The sequence below is a fragment of the Prevotella sp. AGR2160 genome (genome assembly GCF_000424185.1).
Lineage (GTDB): Bacteria > Bacteroidota > Bacteroidia > Bacteroidales > Bacteroidaceae > Prevotella.
Map to the genome: position 1 here is coordinate 76,172 of NZ_AUJK01000009.1, position 17,482 is coordinate 93,653.

The following is a 17,482-nucleotide window of genomic DNA, read 5'->3' on the forward strand; positions in this document are numbered from 1 at the left end:
CAAGAAAGATGCAGTTGTTTCCGAAAAAATTCCGATATTTGCAGTAAAAATAAACAGAACACGATGAAAAAGTATTTATTGATGACGGTGCTGCTGCTTCTGTGGCTTACGGGCACCGTCAGAGCTCAGCAGAAATACGGCTGTTATGCCGTAGGTTTTTACAACCAGGAGAATCTCTTCGACACCTGTCATGACGCGGGGAAGAACGACTATGACTTCCTGCCCGGCGGGTCGTATAAATGGGATGGCCTGAAGTACAGCAACAAGCTTAAGAACATGTCGCGCGCCCTGGCTGACATGGGGACTGACGTGCTGCCGGGCATCGGCTGCTCCTTTATCGGTCTGGCGGAGGTGGAGAACGATCATGTCCTCCGTGACCTCGTGGCCCAGGAACCGCTGAAGGCGCGTAACATGCAGTTCATCCATATCGAGGGCGCCGACCGCCGTGGCATCGACTGTGCCCTGTTGTATAATCCCCGTTTCTTCACGCCGACGAAGAGTGTCCTCCATCCTTATGTCCAGGAGTTGGCGAAGGACAGCGCCTTCAAGACCCGTGGCTTCCTGACCATCGAAGGTACGCTGGCCGGTGATCCCGTGGCCGTCATCGTCTGTCATCTGCCGAGTCGTGCCTCCGCACCGTTCTACCGTGAGAGTGGTGCCCGTCAGGTGAAGGTCATCAAGGACAGCCTGCTGACTGTCCATCCCGATCTGAAGATCTTCGTGATGGGGGATATGAATGACGATCCAACGAACGCAAGCATGCATAAGTATCTCGGCGGAAAGGCGGAGATCAGTGAGGTCGGTCCCGATGATATGTATAACCCGTGGTATAACACCCTTGCCAAACAGGGCAAAGGCACGCTGAGCTACCGTGGCAGTTGGAACCTCTTCGATCAGATCCTTCTCTCCCCGGCGCTGTTGAATAAGGACGGGAAGAAAGATTACAGTACGTTGAAATATTATAAGCATCAGATTTTCCACCGTGACTACCTCACGCAGCAGGAAGGGCCGTATAAGGGCACGCCGAAGCGTACTACTGCCGCCGGAGTATGGCTCAACGGATACAGTGACCATTATCCCGTGGTCGTGTATTTATTAAAACAGATGAAATGAGTGAGGAGATAGAGACCCATCCCTTTGAGCCGTGGCTGCCGAAGGACGCGCGGTTGTTGATGCTCGGTACCTTCCCGCCGGCTCCGAAGCGCTGGTGTATGGAGTGGTATTATCCCAATTTCCAGAATGACATGTGGCGCATCATGGGCCTGTGCTTCTACGGTAACAAGGATGAGTTTGTGCTCCAGGAGCAGAAGACCTTCGATCTTCCGCGCATCCAGGCGATGCTGAAGGCCCGGCATATCGCCATCTTCGATACGGCCCTGCGCATCCGCCGTCCTACGGGGACGGCTGCCGATAAGGACCTCGACATCGTGGAACGGGCGGACCTTGACGGGATGCTCCGCTCCCTGCCGGAGTTGCGTGGCGTCCTCGCTGCCGGCCAGTTGGCCACGACGGTGTTCACGGAGCATTACGGCATCTCGACGAAAGGGATGAAGATGGGCGATCATGTGCCGTTCACCTTTGAGGGCCGTGAGCTGCGGCTGTACCGCATGCCGAGCAGTTCGCGGGCTTATCCGCTGAAGGTGGAGAAGAAGGCGGAATATTATAAGCGGATGTTTGAGGAGATACTATAAGCGCTGTAGGCACACTACAAAAAGACAGAAAATTATGGATAAGATTACGATTATTGGCATTGCCGGAGGCACAGGCTCCGGAAAGACGACGGTGGTGAAGAAGATTGTGGAGGCGCTGCCCCCCGACTACGTTGCTGTCGTACCCCTTGACAACTATTATAATGACACCACGGGTCTCACCGATGAGGAGCGAAAGGCCATCAACTTCGATCATCCGGATGCTTTCGACTGGAAGTTGCTCATCAAACAGGTCAACGAGCTGCGCCATGGTCATGCCATCGAACAGCCCACCTATTCTTATATCCTCAGTAACCGTTTGCCGGAGACGATTCATGTGGACCCGAAGCCGGTGATCATCATCGAAGGTATCATGACACTTATCAACAAGCGGTTGCGCGATATGATGGATCTGAAAATATTCGTTGACTGTGACAGTGATGAGCGGTTGATCCGTAATATCCAACGGGACACCATCGACCGCGGCCGTACGGTGAGTATGGTCGTGGACCGTTATCTGAAGGTCCTCAAGCCCATGCATGAGCAGTTCATCGAGCCCACGAAGCGTTATGCCGACCTTATCATTCCACAGGGCGGTGAGAACGAGAAAGGAATATCAATCCTCTGCAAATATATTGAAGGATTATTGGGCGAGAAATAAACATCCTCTTGCAGGGGCCGTCCCTTGTGGCGGCCCGTCGGCGGTACGCCGAATATAAGGAATTATGAATGCCGTTCCGGCATCGGGCCGCCACAAGGGACGGCCCCTGCAATAGAATCAAATATAACAGAAAATGAAAGTCATACAAAGTCATATTTTCCGGGCACTGGTGGCGATCATCGTCGGCATCCTGCTCATCGAGTATAAGGAGTCGATGGTGACGTGGATCACGATGGCCATCGGTATCCTCTTCTTTATTTCCGGCGTGATCTCCCTGATCACCTATTATGTCAATCTGAAACGGTCGGAGAAGACGGATGCCATCGTCTATGATACCAATGGCAAACAGCTGACGGGCATCAAGCCGAACTTCCCCATCGTCGGACTCGGCTCCGCCATCCTCGGCGGTATCCTCGCCCTGATGCCGACGGCGTTCATCAACGGCCTGGTGTATATCCTTGCCGCCATCCTCATCCTTGGTGCCGTCAACCAACTGTCGAATCTCGTTGCTGCCCGTAGCTACGCGAAGATTGGCGTATACTATTGGATCATGCCCGTACTGATCCTCCTTGTCGGTATCCTCTGTATCCTCCGTCCCGGTGCTGTCGCCTCGGCGCCGTTGCTCATTGTCGGCTGGTGTATGCTCCTCTACGGTATCGTGGAGTGCGTGAACAGTTTTAAGATGTGGCGAACGAAGCAGAACTCCGGGAATATTTCACAGCAGACAACAGAAGGAGGGCAGGCATGAGTGTAAAACTTTTCTTGGTCCGTCATGGAGAGACGGTAGATAATGCTGCGAAGATCCTGCAGGGACAGGAGCAGGGCCAGTTGAATGAGAATGGTATCCGTCAGGCCGAGGAGACCCGCGATAAACTCCTCCACGAAAAGATCGACGCCTTTGTGTCGAGTGATCTGAAACGGTCGTACGATACCTGTCGCATCATTGCCGCACCTCATGGCAAGGCCGATGAGATACAGCAAACCCCACTCCTGCGTGAGCGGGACTGGGGTTCGTTTACGGGAAAATATATCCCGGATCTGGAGCATGCAAAATGGCCTGATGATGTGGAGACCCTTGAACATATCAAGAGTCGTGCCCGTAACTTTCTGACATGGCTGAAAGTTACCTATCCTGATCAGACGGTCCTTGCCGTCGGTCACGGTATTGTGAACAAGGCCATTCAGAGTGTCTATTTCAACAAGCCTATGAATGAGATACCGAAGATGGGAAACGCGGAGGTCCGCGTGCTCATCCTTTAGGGTTACCGATGACCACCGAAGGAGCCGCCACCGCTGAAGTTGCCGCTATGGCCGCCGCCGAAGGAACTGCCACCGTTATTTCCACTGCCGAAAGAGCGACTCGGAGCACTGTAGGATCGGTTGCCGCTGAAGGAATTTGAGTGACCGCCGAAAGAGCCGCTGCGGTTGCTTTCAGAGGGTGTGAAGACGCGGTTTGGTACTGTGCTGCGGTTGCTTCCGAAGGGGCGGCCGTTACTGTTGTTGTAGGTACGGTTGCCAAAAGATCGGTTACTATTGGACCCCGGATTGACATTCGTGTTATTGTTGAAGTTTCGGTTTACCGTTGTCCGTGTGCTGCTCGGACCACCGAAGGTGCGGGAATTTCCGAAGGTGCGGGGCTGGCCGAAGGTACGGTTGTTCTGCGGGTTGGAGGCGTTCCACCCCCGACCATAATCGCCGCGGTTGAAACCGTCGCGCATACCTACATAACGGCCTCTCTCACCGGGGCGCGGTCCCCAGGAGCGTCCGGCGTACCAGGAGCGCCCGCCGTTCATTCTCCAGCTGTGTCCGCCGCGGTAAACGAAGCAGAAGGACGGCTCGCCGAAGAAGTAGTAGTCGCGGACGGGATAGCGGGCGTAGATGCGGAAATGCCAGCAGCCGGCGTCCCAGTAGAGGGGACGGTAGAAATAAAGGCTGTTGAGGTAGGCGTTCCACTGTGTCGCGGCAAGGATATATTCCAGGTCGCGGTTCCGCTGCCGCCAGTAGAGTCCATAGAGATCATCATAGTTGTTGATACTCATGAGGTAGTCGAGATTGATCTCGTAAGCAGCCTCATACTGATCATCCGTCAGATTGAGTTCATACGCCATCTTGTCCGTCAGGAAGAGGGCCTGCTGGCGCGCATCCTCATAATCCATGGCACTGGCGGAGAGTGCGAGGCAGAAGAATGCTACGAGGGATAATATCAACTTTTTCATATCTTTACACTTTTATTCTTTTTTCTGCTGCAAAGATATGGTTATTAAGGTGCATAAAAAAAGGATTTCCCCTAACCTTGTTGGGGGAAATCCCTAAAGTATTGTTTTCCGAGAATTACGGAACATGTTGAATCACGTCCCTAGGTGCGGAACATGATAAATCAAGTCCCTACCGGATGAATTTCTTGCCGTTGCTGATGACGAGGCCCTTGAAGGACTTGTTGACGCGCTGACCGGCGAGGTTGTAGACTGCGGTGTTGGCAGCCTGCTCTGCCGTAGCGACGGTCTTGATGGCCGTGGAAGAAGAGGTGGCGAACTTAAAGCCGAAGAAACCGAGCTTGGAACCGGTGATCAGCACATCATAGGTCTCACCGGCTGTGACGTCGAAGGCTACGGTACCGTAGATCTTGGCGGCCAGGGCGTGGTTTTCATCGAGGGTCGCCGTCGTACTGGCATCACTCATAATCGTCAGTTTGCTGTCCTCGAGGGCCGTATAGGCACCATTGTTTTTAGCGACGACGTAGAAGGGCTTTGCTGCGTTGGCACAGATCGCGACAGTCAGCGTACCATCGGCGGTCGGTGCGAACTCATAGTAGCATCCCGTAGGAGCTCTACCTTCTGTGAATGCGCCACTGACGCCATTACCTTTCGTGTAAGCCGTGAAGTCGGCATCCGCCTTGTTGGCATAAGCGGCTGCGGCCAACCATGTTCCCTCATCGGGATAGGTCAGCGTGATGCCATTGACGGAGGTGACGGGCGTAGCAGGATCGGGAGTGGCTCCTTCCGTGAGAGCGAAAGTACCTTGTGCGTAAGCACCGATCGTGAGCAGTGAAACTGCGATAAGAGTAAAGAATTTTCTCATAGTTTTTTTTGTTTTAGTTATACAATAGTATTGGTTTGTAGTTCTGTGGGCAAAGATACAAAAAAAAGTAATACATGACAAAAAAATAAGAAGAAAAATTGTGAAATCGGAGAAAAATGTTTACTTTTGCCTTGTAGACCATAAAAGAAAGGAAACATTATGAACGATCAGAGGACCATCAACGGGTTGGTCAAAGAAAATCAAGGATATGTGGTTTCATTGGCCAAGAAATATCTTCATCACGGCATGGATCTCGAGGATCTTGTCAGTGAGGGGAATATTGGTATGATTCGGGCGGCGCAGAGTTTTGACGCCTCCAAGGGCAGTCGTTTCGTCAGTTATGCGGCCCCTTTCATCAAGGATTGTATTGAGAAGGCGCTGAAGGTCTTTGAGGAGCGCAGTCCGCTGAGTGTTGATGAGCCGTTGCCCGTTGGCAGCAGTAACACCATCAACCTGCTTCATGTCATGGCCGATCCCCATGCCACCCATCCCGACGAGCGGATTTTCGTCGAGGCTGATGAGCAGGAGGTAGGAAAGATGCTTGCGCAGCTCAATGACCGTCAGCAGACCGTCATCCGTGAGTTCTACGGTCTGGGATGTGAGCGTCACACGATGGCGGAGATAGGCGAGGCCCATGGCTGGAAACGGGAACGTGTGCGTCAGATCCGCAAGAAGGCCCTTCGCCGATTGGCGAAGGTGAAGGCCATCGTCGATTTGCTGTAAGGGATGCGGGACATGATGAATCATGTCCCTATATTAATATCCAGGATTCTGCTCAAGCCGTTTGTTGAGTTCGCGGGCTTTCTCGGGGATGGGGAAGACAATGGTGTAGTGGGTCTTCTCCTCATCGGTGAGTGGCGTGCGTAGGTCATAGGCTGAGCAGAAACGTCCGAAGCGGATAAGGTCGTTACGTCGCCAGCCCTCCCATTGTAGTTCCATGAGGCGCTCACGGAGGATATTCGGGAGAGAGGCGGTAGAAAGATCCGGCATGCCGGCCCGCTCCCGGATTAGATTCATATAAACAGTGCTTTTTGTGACATCGCCGTTGCGCAGGAGCGCCTCGGCGCGCATAAGCAGGACATCGGCATACCGGAATAGTACGATATCATTACTTTGAAGTTTACCATCATCATAGGCGTTACGGTCGATCTCGTATTTCGCCATACGGGCACCGGCTGTCTTCTCGTACTCGCTGCCCGTGAGGTTCACCTTCACTTCCAGCGGTTGGTAGATGAGAGGCTTGCCGTTGGAGAGCATGACGGTGTTGCCGTCGACCTTCACCGTGTCGGCATAGAAGTTGAGGGCGAAGCGGCTGTCGACGTCATCAGTGCCGTAGCCGTAGGCCTTCACGCAGCTGACGGTGGCACAGGAGCCGTTCTCGGCGTCGAAGCCGAGGGCAGAGCCATGCGCATAGTGGCGTGAGCGGAAGAGGTTCAGAAATCGGTTCGTATAACGTTGCGGGTCCATGGGGATGGTGAAGATATTCTCTTTTGATGTTTCGTTGGTCGTAGAGAAATCCGTTGACTCATCGCTCTCAAGGCTGTAGCCCATCTGTTTGAGTTTCTCTGCATAGGCGATCGTTGTCTGCCAGGCGTTAAGGCGCTGACCGTCGACGGTGAAGAAGATGTTCTTGCCGTCGGGCTGCTGGCTGTCGGTCCAGTCGGCATCGTCATAGACCTCCGCGTTGATAGCGAGCTTGGCCAGAAGAAACCAGGCCACGGGGGCTGTCATACGGCCGTAGTAGTAGCCCGCCTGGTTACTGCGCTGCTTGGGGAGGTAGGGGAGGGCCTCCTGCAGTTCGTTGACGGTCCAGCGGTAGACCTTCGGCCGCGGAGAGGTCTTCACGCTGTCGAGGCCCACGGAGTCCTCGGTGACGAGGGGCACATTGCCGAACATATCGAGGATATAGAAATAGAACATCGCGCGCACGGCACGTACCTCACTGCGGTCGGCGGCATACTCACTGTCGGAGAGGAGCCCGCGGTTGTTCTTCAGGATCCGCAGCGACCGGTTGCAGAGGGTGACGACCTTATAGAGGTAGTTCCATGTGTTGTTGAGCTCATCATCATTGGCCGACCAGGCATGGAGATAGAGGTTTTGCCAGAAGCCGCCGTCGTACCAGTCACCGCCACGGATGGGGATGATGGCCTCGTCGGTAGTGAAGGTATTGAAGTCGTAGACGCCATATTTCGTGCCCTGCAGTCCCTGGCTGTCACTGCTGCCGCCGATATAGTTATAGAGGATGGCGACGGTATTTTTCTCCAGGGAGCTCTTATCACTGTAAGTCTCCTCTTCAGAGAGCATACCTTTGTCATTCTCGTTGAGACAGGAGGTCATGACGAGGACGAGGGAGAGGAGAAGGAATATCTTTTTCATACGTTGTTATTTTTGTGGTCGGTGGTCGTCCTGTTGCGGCCACGCCGTCTTGATGGATTTAGAATTGTATGCTGACACTCAAGGAGTAGGAGCGGTATACGGGATAGCAGCGCTTGTCGTCGATGCCGAGGGTCTCATTGGCGATATAAGAGTTGATCATCGGCGTCAGTCCACTGTAGGAGGTAATCGTGGCGAGGTTGTTGACGCTCAGGGCCAGTCGGAGGGCGGAGATGATCTTGTTACGCGGCGTGCCGTCACTGTTATGCTTCAGTGGTACGTTCCATCCGATGGTGAGGTAGTCGAAGTTGAGGTAGTCACCTTTCTCGAGCCAGTAGTCGGAGACGCGCTGGTCCTTGATGTTCTTTGCCGGGGCCTCCTTAAGGACGTTATAGTCGGGGAAGGAGGTCATACACATATAACTCAGATAGGTGCCGTTGAAGATTTTATGTCCGAAGGCGCCGTTCATCTGCAGGGAGATGTCCCAGTCCTTGTAACGGAAGGAGATATTTGAGCCGAGCGTCATCTTTGGCGTGGCCTGTCCGGCGATATAGCGGTCACCGCCGTCGCTGAGGTCCACCTTCCCGTCGTTGTTCAGGTCCACGATATTATACATCGTGTTACCGTTGACATCTGTCGTTAGTCCCTCGCAGTGGGGGAGGTAGAAAACGCCGAGGGGTTGTCCGACGATCTGGTAGACGACATTGTTGTAGCCGCCATGCTGTCCGGCACCGTTGAGGCCGCCGAGGGCCGTGTAGGCGTTGGCCGAGAGCTGTGTGCCGTTGTAGTTGCCCGAGAGGGAGAGGACGCGGTTGCGTTGGAAGCTCATATTCATGTTGATATCGAGCTCCATATCCTTCTTCCGGATGGGCGTCACGGCGATGCCGAGTTCGAGACCCTCATTGCTCATCTCACCGATATTGGCCAGGAGCTTGTTATAAGTAAACGGCGGCACGGGGACGTCATACATATAGAGCATGTCCCACGTCTTGGAATAGTAATATTCCGCCGTGAGAAGGAGACGGTTGTCGAGGAAGCCGGCATCGATACCGATGTTGAAGTTGCCGCGTGTCTCCCATTTCAGGTCAGGGTTGACATTCTTCTGCAGGCCCGTCACCGTCGTCGATGCTCCCTGCCATGGTACGATACCCACGGGGCCGAGGAGGGTGAGGGCGTTATAGGCACTGATGCCACCGGTATTTCCCGAGAGACCGTAGCCCGTACGGAACTTCAGCAGGGAGAAGATATGCTGGTGGCGCATGAAGGACTCCTTCATCACATCCCAGTTGAACGAGACGGAGGGGAACCAGCCCCAGCGGTGGTTCTCACCGAAGAGGGTAGAGCCGTCGGCGCGGATGTTGGCGTTGAGGGTGTAACGGTCGAGGAGGGTATATTCCACCTGTCCGAGGAAGGAGAGCATACGCTCCTCACTGTACTGCGCTCCCTGGTCGCCCCAGTAGATCTGTGTGCCGGCGGCGAGGTTGTCATAACCGTAGTCGTTGGACGTGAAGCCGCGCGTGCCGGTGTTAAAGCCCCGGAGGTTGTTCTGCTGGTATTCGGAGAGGGCCATGAGTTTCAGCTGGTGGATGCTCCACTGCTGGCTGTAGGACAGCGTTCCGTTGACGAGCCAGTTCTCCGTCTTCGTCTCCGCGCGCCGTGCCTCTCCCTTGGCCCATACCCAGGTCGGCATGAACTTGTCGTTCTCCGTGGAGGCATAGCTGTAGGATCCGAAGATACTCAGACCGAAAGTCTGGTGGTTGTCTTTATGCAGTCCAAGGACTTTCATGAGGTCGAAGTCGAATTTGATATGCGAGTTGAAGCCGAGATTTTTGTCGTGGTTCTTCTCGTTGAGATAGGCATCGGGGTTACCGATCTGCGAGGCGTTCTGATTACGCTGCCATCCTCCCGAGCCCTGCCGGTCGAAGCTCAGTGTGGGGTTCATCGTAGCGGCGGAATAGAAGATCTTCTGATATTCGAAGAAGGAGCTGTTGCGCAGGGATGAGCCGAAGACGCCGAGGTCAATGTTCAGGGCGTCGTCGAAGGCCCGCTGGTTGAGGTCGACCTTTGCGATGAAGTTCGTACGACTGTAGTTCTTCACCACCATGTCATGATCCATGATGCTCAGGGAGGCGCGGTAGCCGCTGTTGTCCCCGCCGCCACTGAAGGCGACGTGATGGTTCTGTACCGTTCCCGTCCGTGTGATGAGGTCTACGAAGTTGTTATCGTAGCCGCCGTCGACGACATCCTCGCTGAGGGCCTTTGCCGTGGAGAGGTAGCCGTTGCGGTCGAGCATCTTGAGGTTCTTATACACGCCCTCCAGACCCATGGTACCGTCGTAGGAGATCTGAAAGCGCCCGCCGTGGCCGCGCTTCGTTGTCACCTGGATGACACCGGAGGCGCCACGGGCACCATAGGGCGCTGTCTCGGCGGCATTCTTCAGGATGGTGAAACTCTCGATATCGCCGGGATAGATACTGCTCAGCGTCGTCACGTCGGCATAGACACCGTCGATGATGACGAGCGGGTCATTGCCGCCCGTCAGAGAGGTGGTACCACGGACACGGACACTGTTGAGCATCGCCATGCGGTCGGCGCCGGAGACGGACATCGTCACGCCGGCGGCCTTACCGTTGAGGGCATCGAGGGCATTGGTGACGAGGCCTTGGTTGAGGCGGTCACCGGTGACGATATCCACGGAGCCGCCATGGATACTGTCTACGAGTTGTTCCAGTTGCAGGGGCCTCCGTTTCTCTTGATCCGTCTGCTGTGCTGCCGCTGTCAGTGGGAAGACGGCGGCGAGGAGAAGGGTTATCGTGTAGTGTTCAGTCATAAGGTGAATATAGGTTTTTTAGAAATCTGAGACAAAGATACGTTTTTTTTATTAAAGTGATGTGCTTTATGGAATTTTTTTTAGGAAAGAGGAAAATATCTGTGTTTTTATTTGCTTAGATGAAAACTTTTCCCTACCTTTGCAATCGTTATCCTGAAAACAATCTTTTTACCTTATAGCAACTAATGCCTATAGAAGATTTGGAGCGGGGCGCCTGTGAAGGTAGACCGCTTTTTTTATGCCTTGACGTGTAAAGAATCCATGAAAAATGTGAAATCGTTTGCATGCTAATTTCTAACAAAATCAAAGTTTTCTGTTGTTTCCTAAATCATTTCCATCGTATATTTGCAAAGAGAATAATTAGATTAAACAATTTTTTTACACTTATGAACAAACGAACCTTCCTGGTTGGCCTCTTGTTTTTGGCTGGCCTGGGTGTGACTCGCGCTGACAATGGCAGCGACTTTAATTCTAACCGTACTGATTTCCGTGATGAGAGCATTTATTTTATGATCACGACACGGTGGTATGATGGTGATGAGAAGAACAATGTGCTCTGTTGGGATAACCAAACGGCGCAGGTCCAGACGAAGGACCCGGCGTGGCGTGGTGACTTCCAGGGTGTCATCGACAAGCTTGACTACATCAAGGCCCTCGGCTTCACCGCTATCTGGATCACCCCTATCGTACAGAATGCTTCCGGCTACGACTATCACGGCTATCATGCCATGGACTTCTCCAAGGTAGACTGCCGTTATCAGAGTGGTGATGGCAAGAAGAGTGGTGATGAGATGTTTCAGGAACTCATTAATGCCGCCCACAAGAAAGGTATCAAGATCATCCTTGATATCGTGCTGAACCACACGGGTAACTTCGGAGAGAACAAACTCTGTAAGGAGTTCAAGCGTTCCACTGATATCCGTAACCAGGCCGATATCAACAAGTGCATGATTCCGACGGATCTCCTGCCTTCTGACTATCTCGCCAATGAGAAAACGCAGTACAACCGTCGTCTGGCTCTGATGAAGAATACTGACGGACAGAATCACGACAGCCACAACTACTGGCACCATGTCGGAAACGGCTGGAACTGGGATGAGCCGAGTCGCTGGTGGGGACAGATCGCCGGTGACTGTGTCGATCTGAACACGGAGAATCCCGCCGTCGATCAGTATCTCGTCGACTGCTACGGCCGTTTCATCGCCATGGGTGTCGACGGTTTCCGTATCGATACCTCCGGTCATATCTCCCGTCTGTCTTTCAACAAGGAGTTCATTCCGAAGTTTGCCGCCCTTGGTGAGAAATACAAGAGCAAGCGTCTGAACCAGGCTCCGTTCTATATGTACGGTGAGGTCTGTGCCCGTTTTGGTGGCGTGACCTACCGCGATCAGCCTAACCTTTCACCTTATTATTATACGTGGGCTTCCGACGCCTCCATCCTCGGTCAGTGGAATGATGATGCCTCCTGGTGGGATAACCAGTATGTCAAGGAGGGTGCGGCTCCCCTGGGCAATATGACGCTCTGTCTGCAGGAAGCCAATACCAAGCAGACCTCCGACAACGCATTGATGGTCAACGGTGCCTACCACACGCCTGACTATAGTAAGGCCAGTGGCTTCAATGTCATCGACTTCCCCGTACATTACAACTTCAATGATGTCGGGTCGGTGATGAATATCATTAAGGAGGATAATCTCTATAATGACGCCACCTGGAATGTCACCTATGTCGACTCTCATGACTATAGTCCGCAGCCGAATGACGGGATCCGTTTTGCCGGCGGCACGAACCAGTGGGCCGACAACCTCACGTGGATGTGGCTCTTCCGTGGCATCCCCTGTATCTATTACGGCTCCGAGGTGGAGTTCCAGAAAGGTCAGAAGATCGACAATGGTCCCAACGGACCGCTGAGCCAGACCGGCCGTGCCTATTTCGGTCAGAACCTCGAGGGAAATGTCAGTGCTTCCGACTTCGGCGTGTTCACTGCTGACGGCCAGGTTGCCAAGACACTGAACCACCCGCTGGCCAAACATCTCGAGCGGCTGAACCGTATCCGTCAGGCCGTCCCAGCCCTCCGTAAGGGCCAGTATACGCAGGATGGCTGTACGGCCAATGGCGGCTGGGCTTGGAAGAAAGCCTACCAGAGTGGCAGTATCAACTCCTTCGCCTGTGTCTGTATGGATGGTGGCGCCACGTTCACCGGTATCCCCAACGGAACCTATAAGGACTGTGTCACGGGTGATGTGAAGACGGTGACCAGCGGCACACTGACGGTGTCCTGCCCGAACAACCAGGGAAATGCCCGCGTCTATGTCCTCGACGGTCCCGGAAAGATTGGTGAGGATGGTCCGTTCCTCTACACCTCTACGGCAGGCAGCGCAGACAATAGTGAACTGGCTACGGATACCGGCGCCACATTCTGGTATGACAAGACGAGTGCCGTAGATACCGGTGGTGATACTGGTGATGATGGAGATGACCAGACCACAGAACAGTATGTCTATTTCGATAACCCCGATAACTGGCAGAATGTCTACTGCTTCTTCTATGACGGCAAGCAGGCTTACAAGGCATGGCCGGGCGTACAGATGACCTATGATGCCTCCGCATCCTTCCATGGAAAGACGGGCTGGTGGACAGTCGTCGTTCCTACCCAGTATGCCCATGCCAAATATTTCCTCAACAACGGCACCGCCGCAACAACGCTCGCCGGAAAATCATCCTATAGTGAAAAGGGCGTAAACCAGTAAAGCCTCACCCCCAAAAAAATGGGACCGATCATGATAAATCATGTCCCTACAGAGGGTCAACCAATAAAAAAGTATAAACAATTTTTCCCAATAGAAACCAAAATGAAAAAGATCAACGTTTTCTTCCTCCTGCTCATCATGCTCGTCTGTGGCGTGAGCGGCATCAAGGCTACCACCGTCTATTATGACAATGCCAATAGTTGGAGCAATGTCTACTGCTACTATTATGCCGACGGTGTCACCGGAAATCCTTCCTGGCCCGGCACGGCGATGACGCAGACCACCGTCAATGGCAAGACATGGTATAAGCTTGACATCCCCGACAACTTCAAGGCCGGTAAGTTCATCGTCAACGATGGTAACGGCAACCAGTATCCTGGTGCTAACCAGCCCGGTGTCGATCTGAACGGTAAGGATAATGTATGGCTTACGGGTACTACCGTCAGCTATACCGACGGCTCTGCCTCCGATGGCGGCAACACTGATGGTGGCAACAGTGACGGCGGCAGCACTTCCGGCAGCACCGGCGTTACTGTCGTAGAGGGTGAGATCTCCTGCTTCCTCGAGACCTCTCAGTCTGACAATGTCTATGCTTACGTATGGAAGAGCGGCAGCACCGTTACGGAGTATGCCGGTGCATGGCCGGGCAGCGCAATGACCCTCGTCGGCAAGGCCGATAACGGTAACAATATCTATAAGTGGACCTATACGGGCACGTCTACCGATATCCCTTCCAATGTGATCTTCACCCATGGCGGTGTGAAGTTCGTCGACAAGGATATCGACTTCACGAACCACGGCTATTATGTAGACGGTGTCTATTCCACAACCATTGAGCCTGAGACGACGACCCCGGTATATGTCTACTTCTACAACAGCAGCAACTGGGATAATGTCTACTGCTATCTCTACAAGGGCACCACGGGCTATGAGGAGTGGCCGGGCGTGAAGATGACACTTGATAACTCGATCACCTATGATGGTAAAACGGGCTGGTATACCGTTGAGGTCCCCGCTGGTTACAAGAGTGCTTCCTATGTCGTCAACAACGGTAAGAGTGGTGTCTCCATGGAGGGTAAGACCATTTGTCAGATGGGCTCCACCTCCTATTTTGAGGATGGAACTACTACGAACATCAATACCGTCACCCCGACGACGGTCACTGCCGAAGGCACTTGGTATACGATTGCCGGCACTCGTGTGAACCGTCCTGTGAAATCGGGCGTCTACGTCCATAACGGCAAGAAGGTTGTCATCACGAAGTAAAGTATTAAGGAATAGGAAATGAAAAATCTCAGAAAAATCTCCCTCATGCTGACGCTGTTGCTCTCCATGGCGCTCAGCGTCATGGCCGGCAACAAGTATGGCCTGAAGGATAATATCCAGGATGGTGTCATCCTCCACTGCTTCGACTGGACGCTGACGGATATCAAGTCGGCCATCCCCGACATCGCCAAAGCCGGTTTTACGGCCGTGCAGACATCGCCGGTCTCCAAGGGTGGCAGTCTCGGTGCCGCATGGTATGATGTGTACCGTCCGCAGGACTACACCATCGGTAATGGTATCGGAAGTGAGAGTGATCTGAAGGCACTCTGTACGGAGGCTCACAACTATGGCGTGAAGGTCATCGTCGATGTCGTCGCCAACCATACCGATTATCCCAACTGTACGGGATATATGAACGACCAAAGCCGTTATCATTCTCCTTTTGAGGTCTCTGACTGGAACAACCGTTACCAGGTGACGCACGGTAAGATCGGTATGTGGGATAATAAGACTGAGGATAGTGGCGTACAGAACTACATCCACCAGTTCATCGAGGCCCTGAAGGGTTGCGGCGTCGATGGTATCCGTTGGGATGCTGCCAAGCACATCGGCCTGCCTTCTGAGCAGGATAACTTCTGGGCAACAGTTCCCGACCAGAGCATGTACAACTACGGTGAGATCCTCGACGGTACCGGCGGTAATGACAACAGCCTCTTCCCCGAGTATCAGAAGTACATGTCCATCACTGATAATGGTTATGGCAATGCTTTCGCCAACTCTTTCAACAGTGGCCAGGTGAACAGTTCCATCGGTAACTTCAACCAGAAGGGTGCCGCTACGGCTAAGCTCGTCTACTGGGGTGAGAGCCATGACACCTATGCCAATGATGGTGGCTCCTCAAAGTATATCTCTCAGAACAACATTGACCGTGCCTATGCTATCGTTGCCGGTAACAATGGCGCTACGGCCCTCTATCTCTCCCGTCCTTCCGCAACGGATAAGAACGCTATCAAGATTGGTCAGAAGGGTTCTACCCACTTCACCTCCAACGAGGTTGCTGCGGTGAACCACATGCATAATGTCTGTGCCGGTGAGGCCAACTATTATGTACACAGTGGTAATGTCGGCGCACAGGTCCGCAAGAGCGGTGCCATCATCGTCCTTGGCTCCGGTGGTAACCAGAACGTCTCTGTCGCCAATGGTGCCGGTGACGGCAAGTGGCTTACGGCAGGTACCTATACTGATAAGGTTGCCGGTGGCCAGTTCACCGTTACTTCTTCTACGATCTCCGGTCAGGTAGGTTCTACGGGTATCGCCGTCATTTATAAGGAAGACGGTACCGGTGGTGACGACAGTGGTGATGACAATAATGACGATACGAATCAGTACGTCTATTTCAACAACCCGAATAAGTGGAGCAATGTCTACTGCTTCTTCTACAATGGTCCGAAGAGCTCTGCCGTATGGCCGGGTACGAAGATGACCTATGATGCTACGGTTACTTTCAAGGGTAAGACGGGATGGTATAAAGTCGCTGTGCCGAGTGGCTATACGAATGCAAAATATGTCCTCAACGATGGTACGGGTGCCAACACGCTCAGTGGCGCTAACGCTTATACCGTGACGGGTGCCGTGACACAGGGCTCTAACTCTAATGCTTCTTCTGATAACAACGGTGGCGACTCCTCAGACAATGGTGGCAGCTCCTCAGACAATGGTGGTTCTTCCTCTGACAACGGTGGCAGCTCCTCCGATAATGGCGGTTCTTCCTCCGACAACAACGGCGGCAGCACGACGACCGGTAATCTCGACAGCCAGTATGCTACGAACCCCAATGGTGTAGGTATCAAGAAGACAATTACTGTTGATGGTGATATCAGCGACTGGAACAGTTCCATGATCATCGCACAGGGTGTTGCTAATGACGACCCGCGTGTCTATCGTGATAACTCCATGTACGAGGTGCCTATCGATCTCTATGCCCTCTATGGTTGTTATGATGATAACAACCTCTATCTGATGTGGGAGATGACGAACGTACAGGATGTCGTTGCTCCGAATGACAACTATCCCCTCTCTCAGGGTATCCTTTATCAGACGATGAACGTGCCGTTCTTCATCGCCATCAACACCGGCGACAATAGTACGAAGATCGGTAACAATGGTAAGACAACTGCTGGTGGCACCCTCTGGGGGTCTAATATCACCCTCAGTGAGGACTTCAATAAGATCATCGCGATCTCTACGAATGGTGCCAACGGTCCTTATATCTATAGTGGTGACAGTAATGGTCTGAATGCTAAGGAAGAGTACAACAGCAAGACAGCCGGTATCGCCTTCAAGTATGGCCTCGGCATCCTCAGCTCTTCAGTGAAGGGTATCAATGGCGCCTATGGTACGAACAACGGCCGTGTCGTCGGTGATATGACGAAGGGCAGCACGTATGTTGACTTCAACACCCTCGGCCACAGTTCCTCAACGATGGACTTTCATTATGAGATGTCCATCCCCTTGAGCAAGCTCGGTATCACGGCCAGTGATGTTGCCAGCAAGGGTCTCGGCGTCCTCCTCATCGCCACGATGGGAAAGAGTGCCATGGACTCCCTGCCTTACGACCTGACGTGTAATGATAATGCTGATCAGCCGGATACGGAGTCGCAGGAGTTCAACTCCTATGAGAAGAGCGACGCGGATAACTTCACCGTGTCGTTTGCGAAGATAGGTAAATAAAGCCTCACCCCCGACCCCTCCCCGAAGGGGGAGGGGAGTAAAATGCGAGACACGCCCTGTCTTCCCTTTTGTGGGAAGGCAGGGCGTGTCGTTTCCGGGCTTGCCG

At 53.3% G+C, this 17,482-nt stretch carries 13 protein-coding genes; 9 read left to right on the forward strand and 4 right to left on the reverse strand.

The window, feature by feature from the left end; all coding sequences use genetic code 11:
* The first annotated feature begins 63 nt into the window (after positions 1–63).
* From G604_RS0107665 to G604_RS0107685, 5 genes are all read left to right on the forward strand, one after another.
* Positions 64–1,113 (forward strand): endonuclease/exonuclease/phosphatase family protein, encoded by a 1,050-nt coding sequence (locus G604_RS0107665; protein WP_028910061.1) that lies wholly within the window; start codon positions 64–66, stop codon positions 1,111–1,113.
* Positions 1,110–1,691: a uracil-DNA glycosylase family protein gene (locus tag G604_RS0107670; RefSeq protein ID WP_028910062.1), complete on the forward strand. Its 582-nt coding sequence runs from the start codon at positions 1,110–1,112 to the stop codon at positions 1,689–1,691. Before G604_RS0107665 ends, G604_RS0107670 begins: the two co-directional genes overlap by 4 nt.
* A 34-nt stretch (positions 1,692–1,725) precedes the next feature.
* Positions 1,726–2,349: a uridine kinase gene (gene udk, locus G604_RS0107675; RefSeq protein ID WP_036904916.1), complete on the forward strand. Its 624-nt coding sequence runs from the start codon at positions 1,726–1,728 to the stop codon at positions 2,347–2,349.
* 133 nt (positions 2,350–2,482) lie between these two features.
* The gene (locus G604_RS13855) at positions 2,483–3,097 is read left to right on the forward strand and encodes an HdeD family acid-resistance protein (protein ID WP_051220287.1); all 615 of its coding nucleotides are present in this window, start codon (positions 2,483–2,485) and stop codon (positions 3,095–3,097) included.
* Positions 3,094–3,609: a histidine phosphatase family protein gene (locus tag G604_RS0107685; RefSeq protein WP_028910064.1), complete on the forward strand. Its 516-nt coding sequence runs from the start codon at positions 3,094–3,096 to the stop codon at positions 3,607–3,609. The genes G604_RS13855 and G604_RS0107685 overlap by 4 nt, the downstream gene beginning before the upstream one ends.
* Before the next feature lie 2 nt (positions 3,610–3,611).
* On the opposite strand, the gene G604_RS0107690 is transcribed toward G604_RS0107685, so the two are convergent.
* Together G604_RS0107690 and G604_RS0107695 are read right to left on the reverse strand one after the other, a co-directional pair.
* The gene (locus G604_RS0107690) at positions 3,612–4,565 is read right to left on the reverse strand and encodes a hypothetical protein (RefSeq protein ID WP_028910065.1); all 954 of its coding nucleotides are present in this window, start codon (positions 4,563–4,565) and stop codon (positions 3,612–3,614) included.
* A 169-nt stretch (positions 4,566–4,734) separates the two neighbouring features.
* Positions 4,735–5,427, reverse strand: a complete 693-nt coding sequence (locus G604_RS0107695; protein ID WP_028910066.1) for a hypothetical protein — start codon at positions 5,425–5,427, stop codon at positions 4,735–4,737.
* A 159-nt stretch (positions 5,428–5,586) separates the two neighbouring features.
* Here G604_RS0107695 and G604_RS13860 point away from each other — a divergent pair, with 159 nt between their 5' ends.
* On the forward strand, positions 5,587–6,150 hold the full coding sequence (locus tag G604_RS13860; protein ID WP_036904918.1) for a sigma-70 family RNA polymerase sigma factor: 564 nt from the start codon (positions 5,587–5,589) through the stop codon (positions 6,148–6,150).
* Positions 6,151–6,183: 33 nt separating this feature from the next.
* Here the strand turns inward: G604_RS13860 and G604_RS0107705 are convergent, their stop codons facing one another.
* A complete protein-coding gene (locus G604_RS0107705) occupies positions 6,184–7,803 on the reverse strand; it encodes a RagB/SusD family nutrient uptake outer membrane protein (RefSeq protein WP_028910067.1) in 1,620 nt (539 codons plus the stop codon).
* A 58-nt stretch (positions 7,804–7,861) separates the two neighbouring features.
* Positions 7,862–10,630, reverse strand: coding sequence for a SusC/RagA family TonB-linked outer membrane protein (locus tag G604_RS0107710; protein WP_036904920.1), 2,769 nt, complete (start codon positions 10,628–10,630; stop codon positions 7,862–7,864).
* Positions 10,631–11,016: 386 nt separating this feature from the next.
* On the opposite strand from G604_RS0107710, the gene G604_RS13865 reads away from it, so the two are divergent.
* The 3 genes from G604_RS13865 (at position 11,017) to G604_RS14780 (ending at position 17,376) form a co-directional block, all read left to right on the forward strand.
* A complete protein-coding gene (locus tag G604_RS13865; protein ID WP_051220289.1) occupies positions 11,017–13,380 on the forward strand; it encodes an alpha-amylase family glycosyl hydrolase in 2,364 nt (787 codons plus the stop codon).
* A gap of 102 nt (positions 13,381–13,482) precedes the next feature.
* Entirely contained in the window at positions 13,483–14,646 is a 1,164-nt protein-coding gene (locus tag G604_RS0107720) for a starch-binding protein (protein ID WP_028910069.1), read from the forward strand.
* 18 nt (positions 14,647–14,664) lie between these two features.
* A complete protein-coding gene (locus G604_RS14780) occupies positions 14,665–17,376 on the forward strand; it encodes an alpha-amylase family glycosyl hydrolase (RefSeq protein WP_081657703.1) in 2,712 nt (903 codons plus the stop codon).
* The last annotated feature ends 106 nt before the right edge of the window (positions 17,377–17,482 follow it).

Coding starts and splice junctions, on each gene's coding strand:
- udk (WP_036904916.1), top strand. CDS start 1,726: ATGGATAAGATTACGATTATTGGCATTGCCGGAGGCACAGGCTCCGGA.
- G604_RS0107705 (WP_028910067.1), bottom strand. CDS start 7,803: ATGAAAAAGATATTCCTTCTCCTCTCCCTCGTCCTCGTCATGACCTCC.
- G604_RS13855 (WP_051220287.1), top strand. CDS start 2,483: ATGAAAGTCATACAAAGTCATATTTTCCGGGCACTGGTGGCGATCATC.
- G604_RS13865 (WP_051220289.1), top strand. CDS start 11,017: ATGAACAAACGAACCTTCCTGGTTGGCCTCTTGTTTTTGGCTGGCCTG.
- G604_RS0107720 (WP_028910069.1), top strand. CDS start 13,483: ATGAAAAAGATCAACGTTTTCTTCCTCCTGCTCATCATGCTCGTCTGT.
- G604_RS0107690 (WP_028910065.1), bottom strand. CDS start 4,565: ATGAAAAAGTTGATATTATCCCTCGTAGCATTCTTCTGCCTCGCACTC.
- G604_RS13860 (WP_036904918.1), top strand. CDS start 5,587: ATGAACGATCAGAGGACCATCAACGGGTTGGTCAAAGAAAATCAAGGA.
- G604_RS0107685 (WP_028910064.1), top strand. CDS start 3,094: ATGAGTGTAAAACTTTTCTTGGTCCGTCATGGAGAGACGGTAGATAAT.
- G604_RS0107695 (WP_028910066.1), bottom strand. CDS start 5,427: ATGAGAAAATTCTTTACTCTTATCGCAGTTTCACTGCTCACGATCGGT.
- G604_RS0107710 (WP_036904920.1), bottom strand. CDS start 10,630: ATGACTGAACACTACACGATAACCCTTCTCCTCGCCGCCGTCTTCCCA.
- G604_RS0107665 (WP_028910061.1), top strand. CDS start 64: ATGAAAAAGTATTTATTGATGACGGTGCTGCTGCTTCTGTGGCTTACG.
- G604_RS14780 (WP_081657703.1), top strand. CDS start 14,665: ATGAAAAATCTCAGAAAAATCTCCCTCATGCTGACGCTGTTGCTCTCC.
- G604_RS0107670 (WP_028910062.1), top strand. CDS start 1,110: ATGAGTGAGGAGATAGAGACCCATCCCTTTGAGCCGTGGCTGCCGAAG.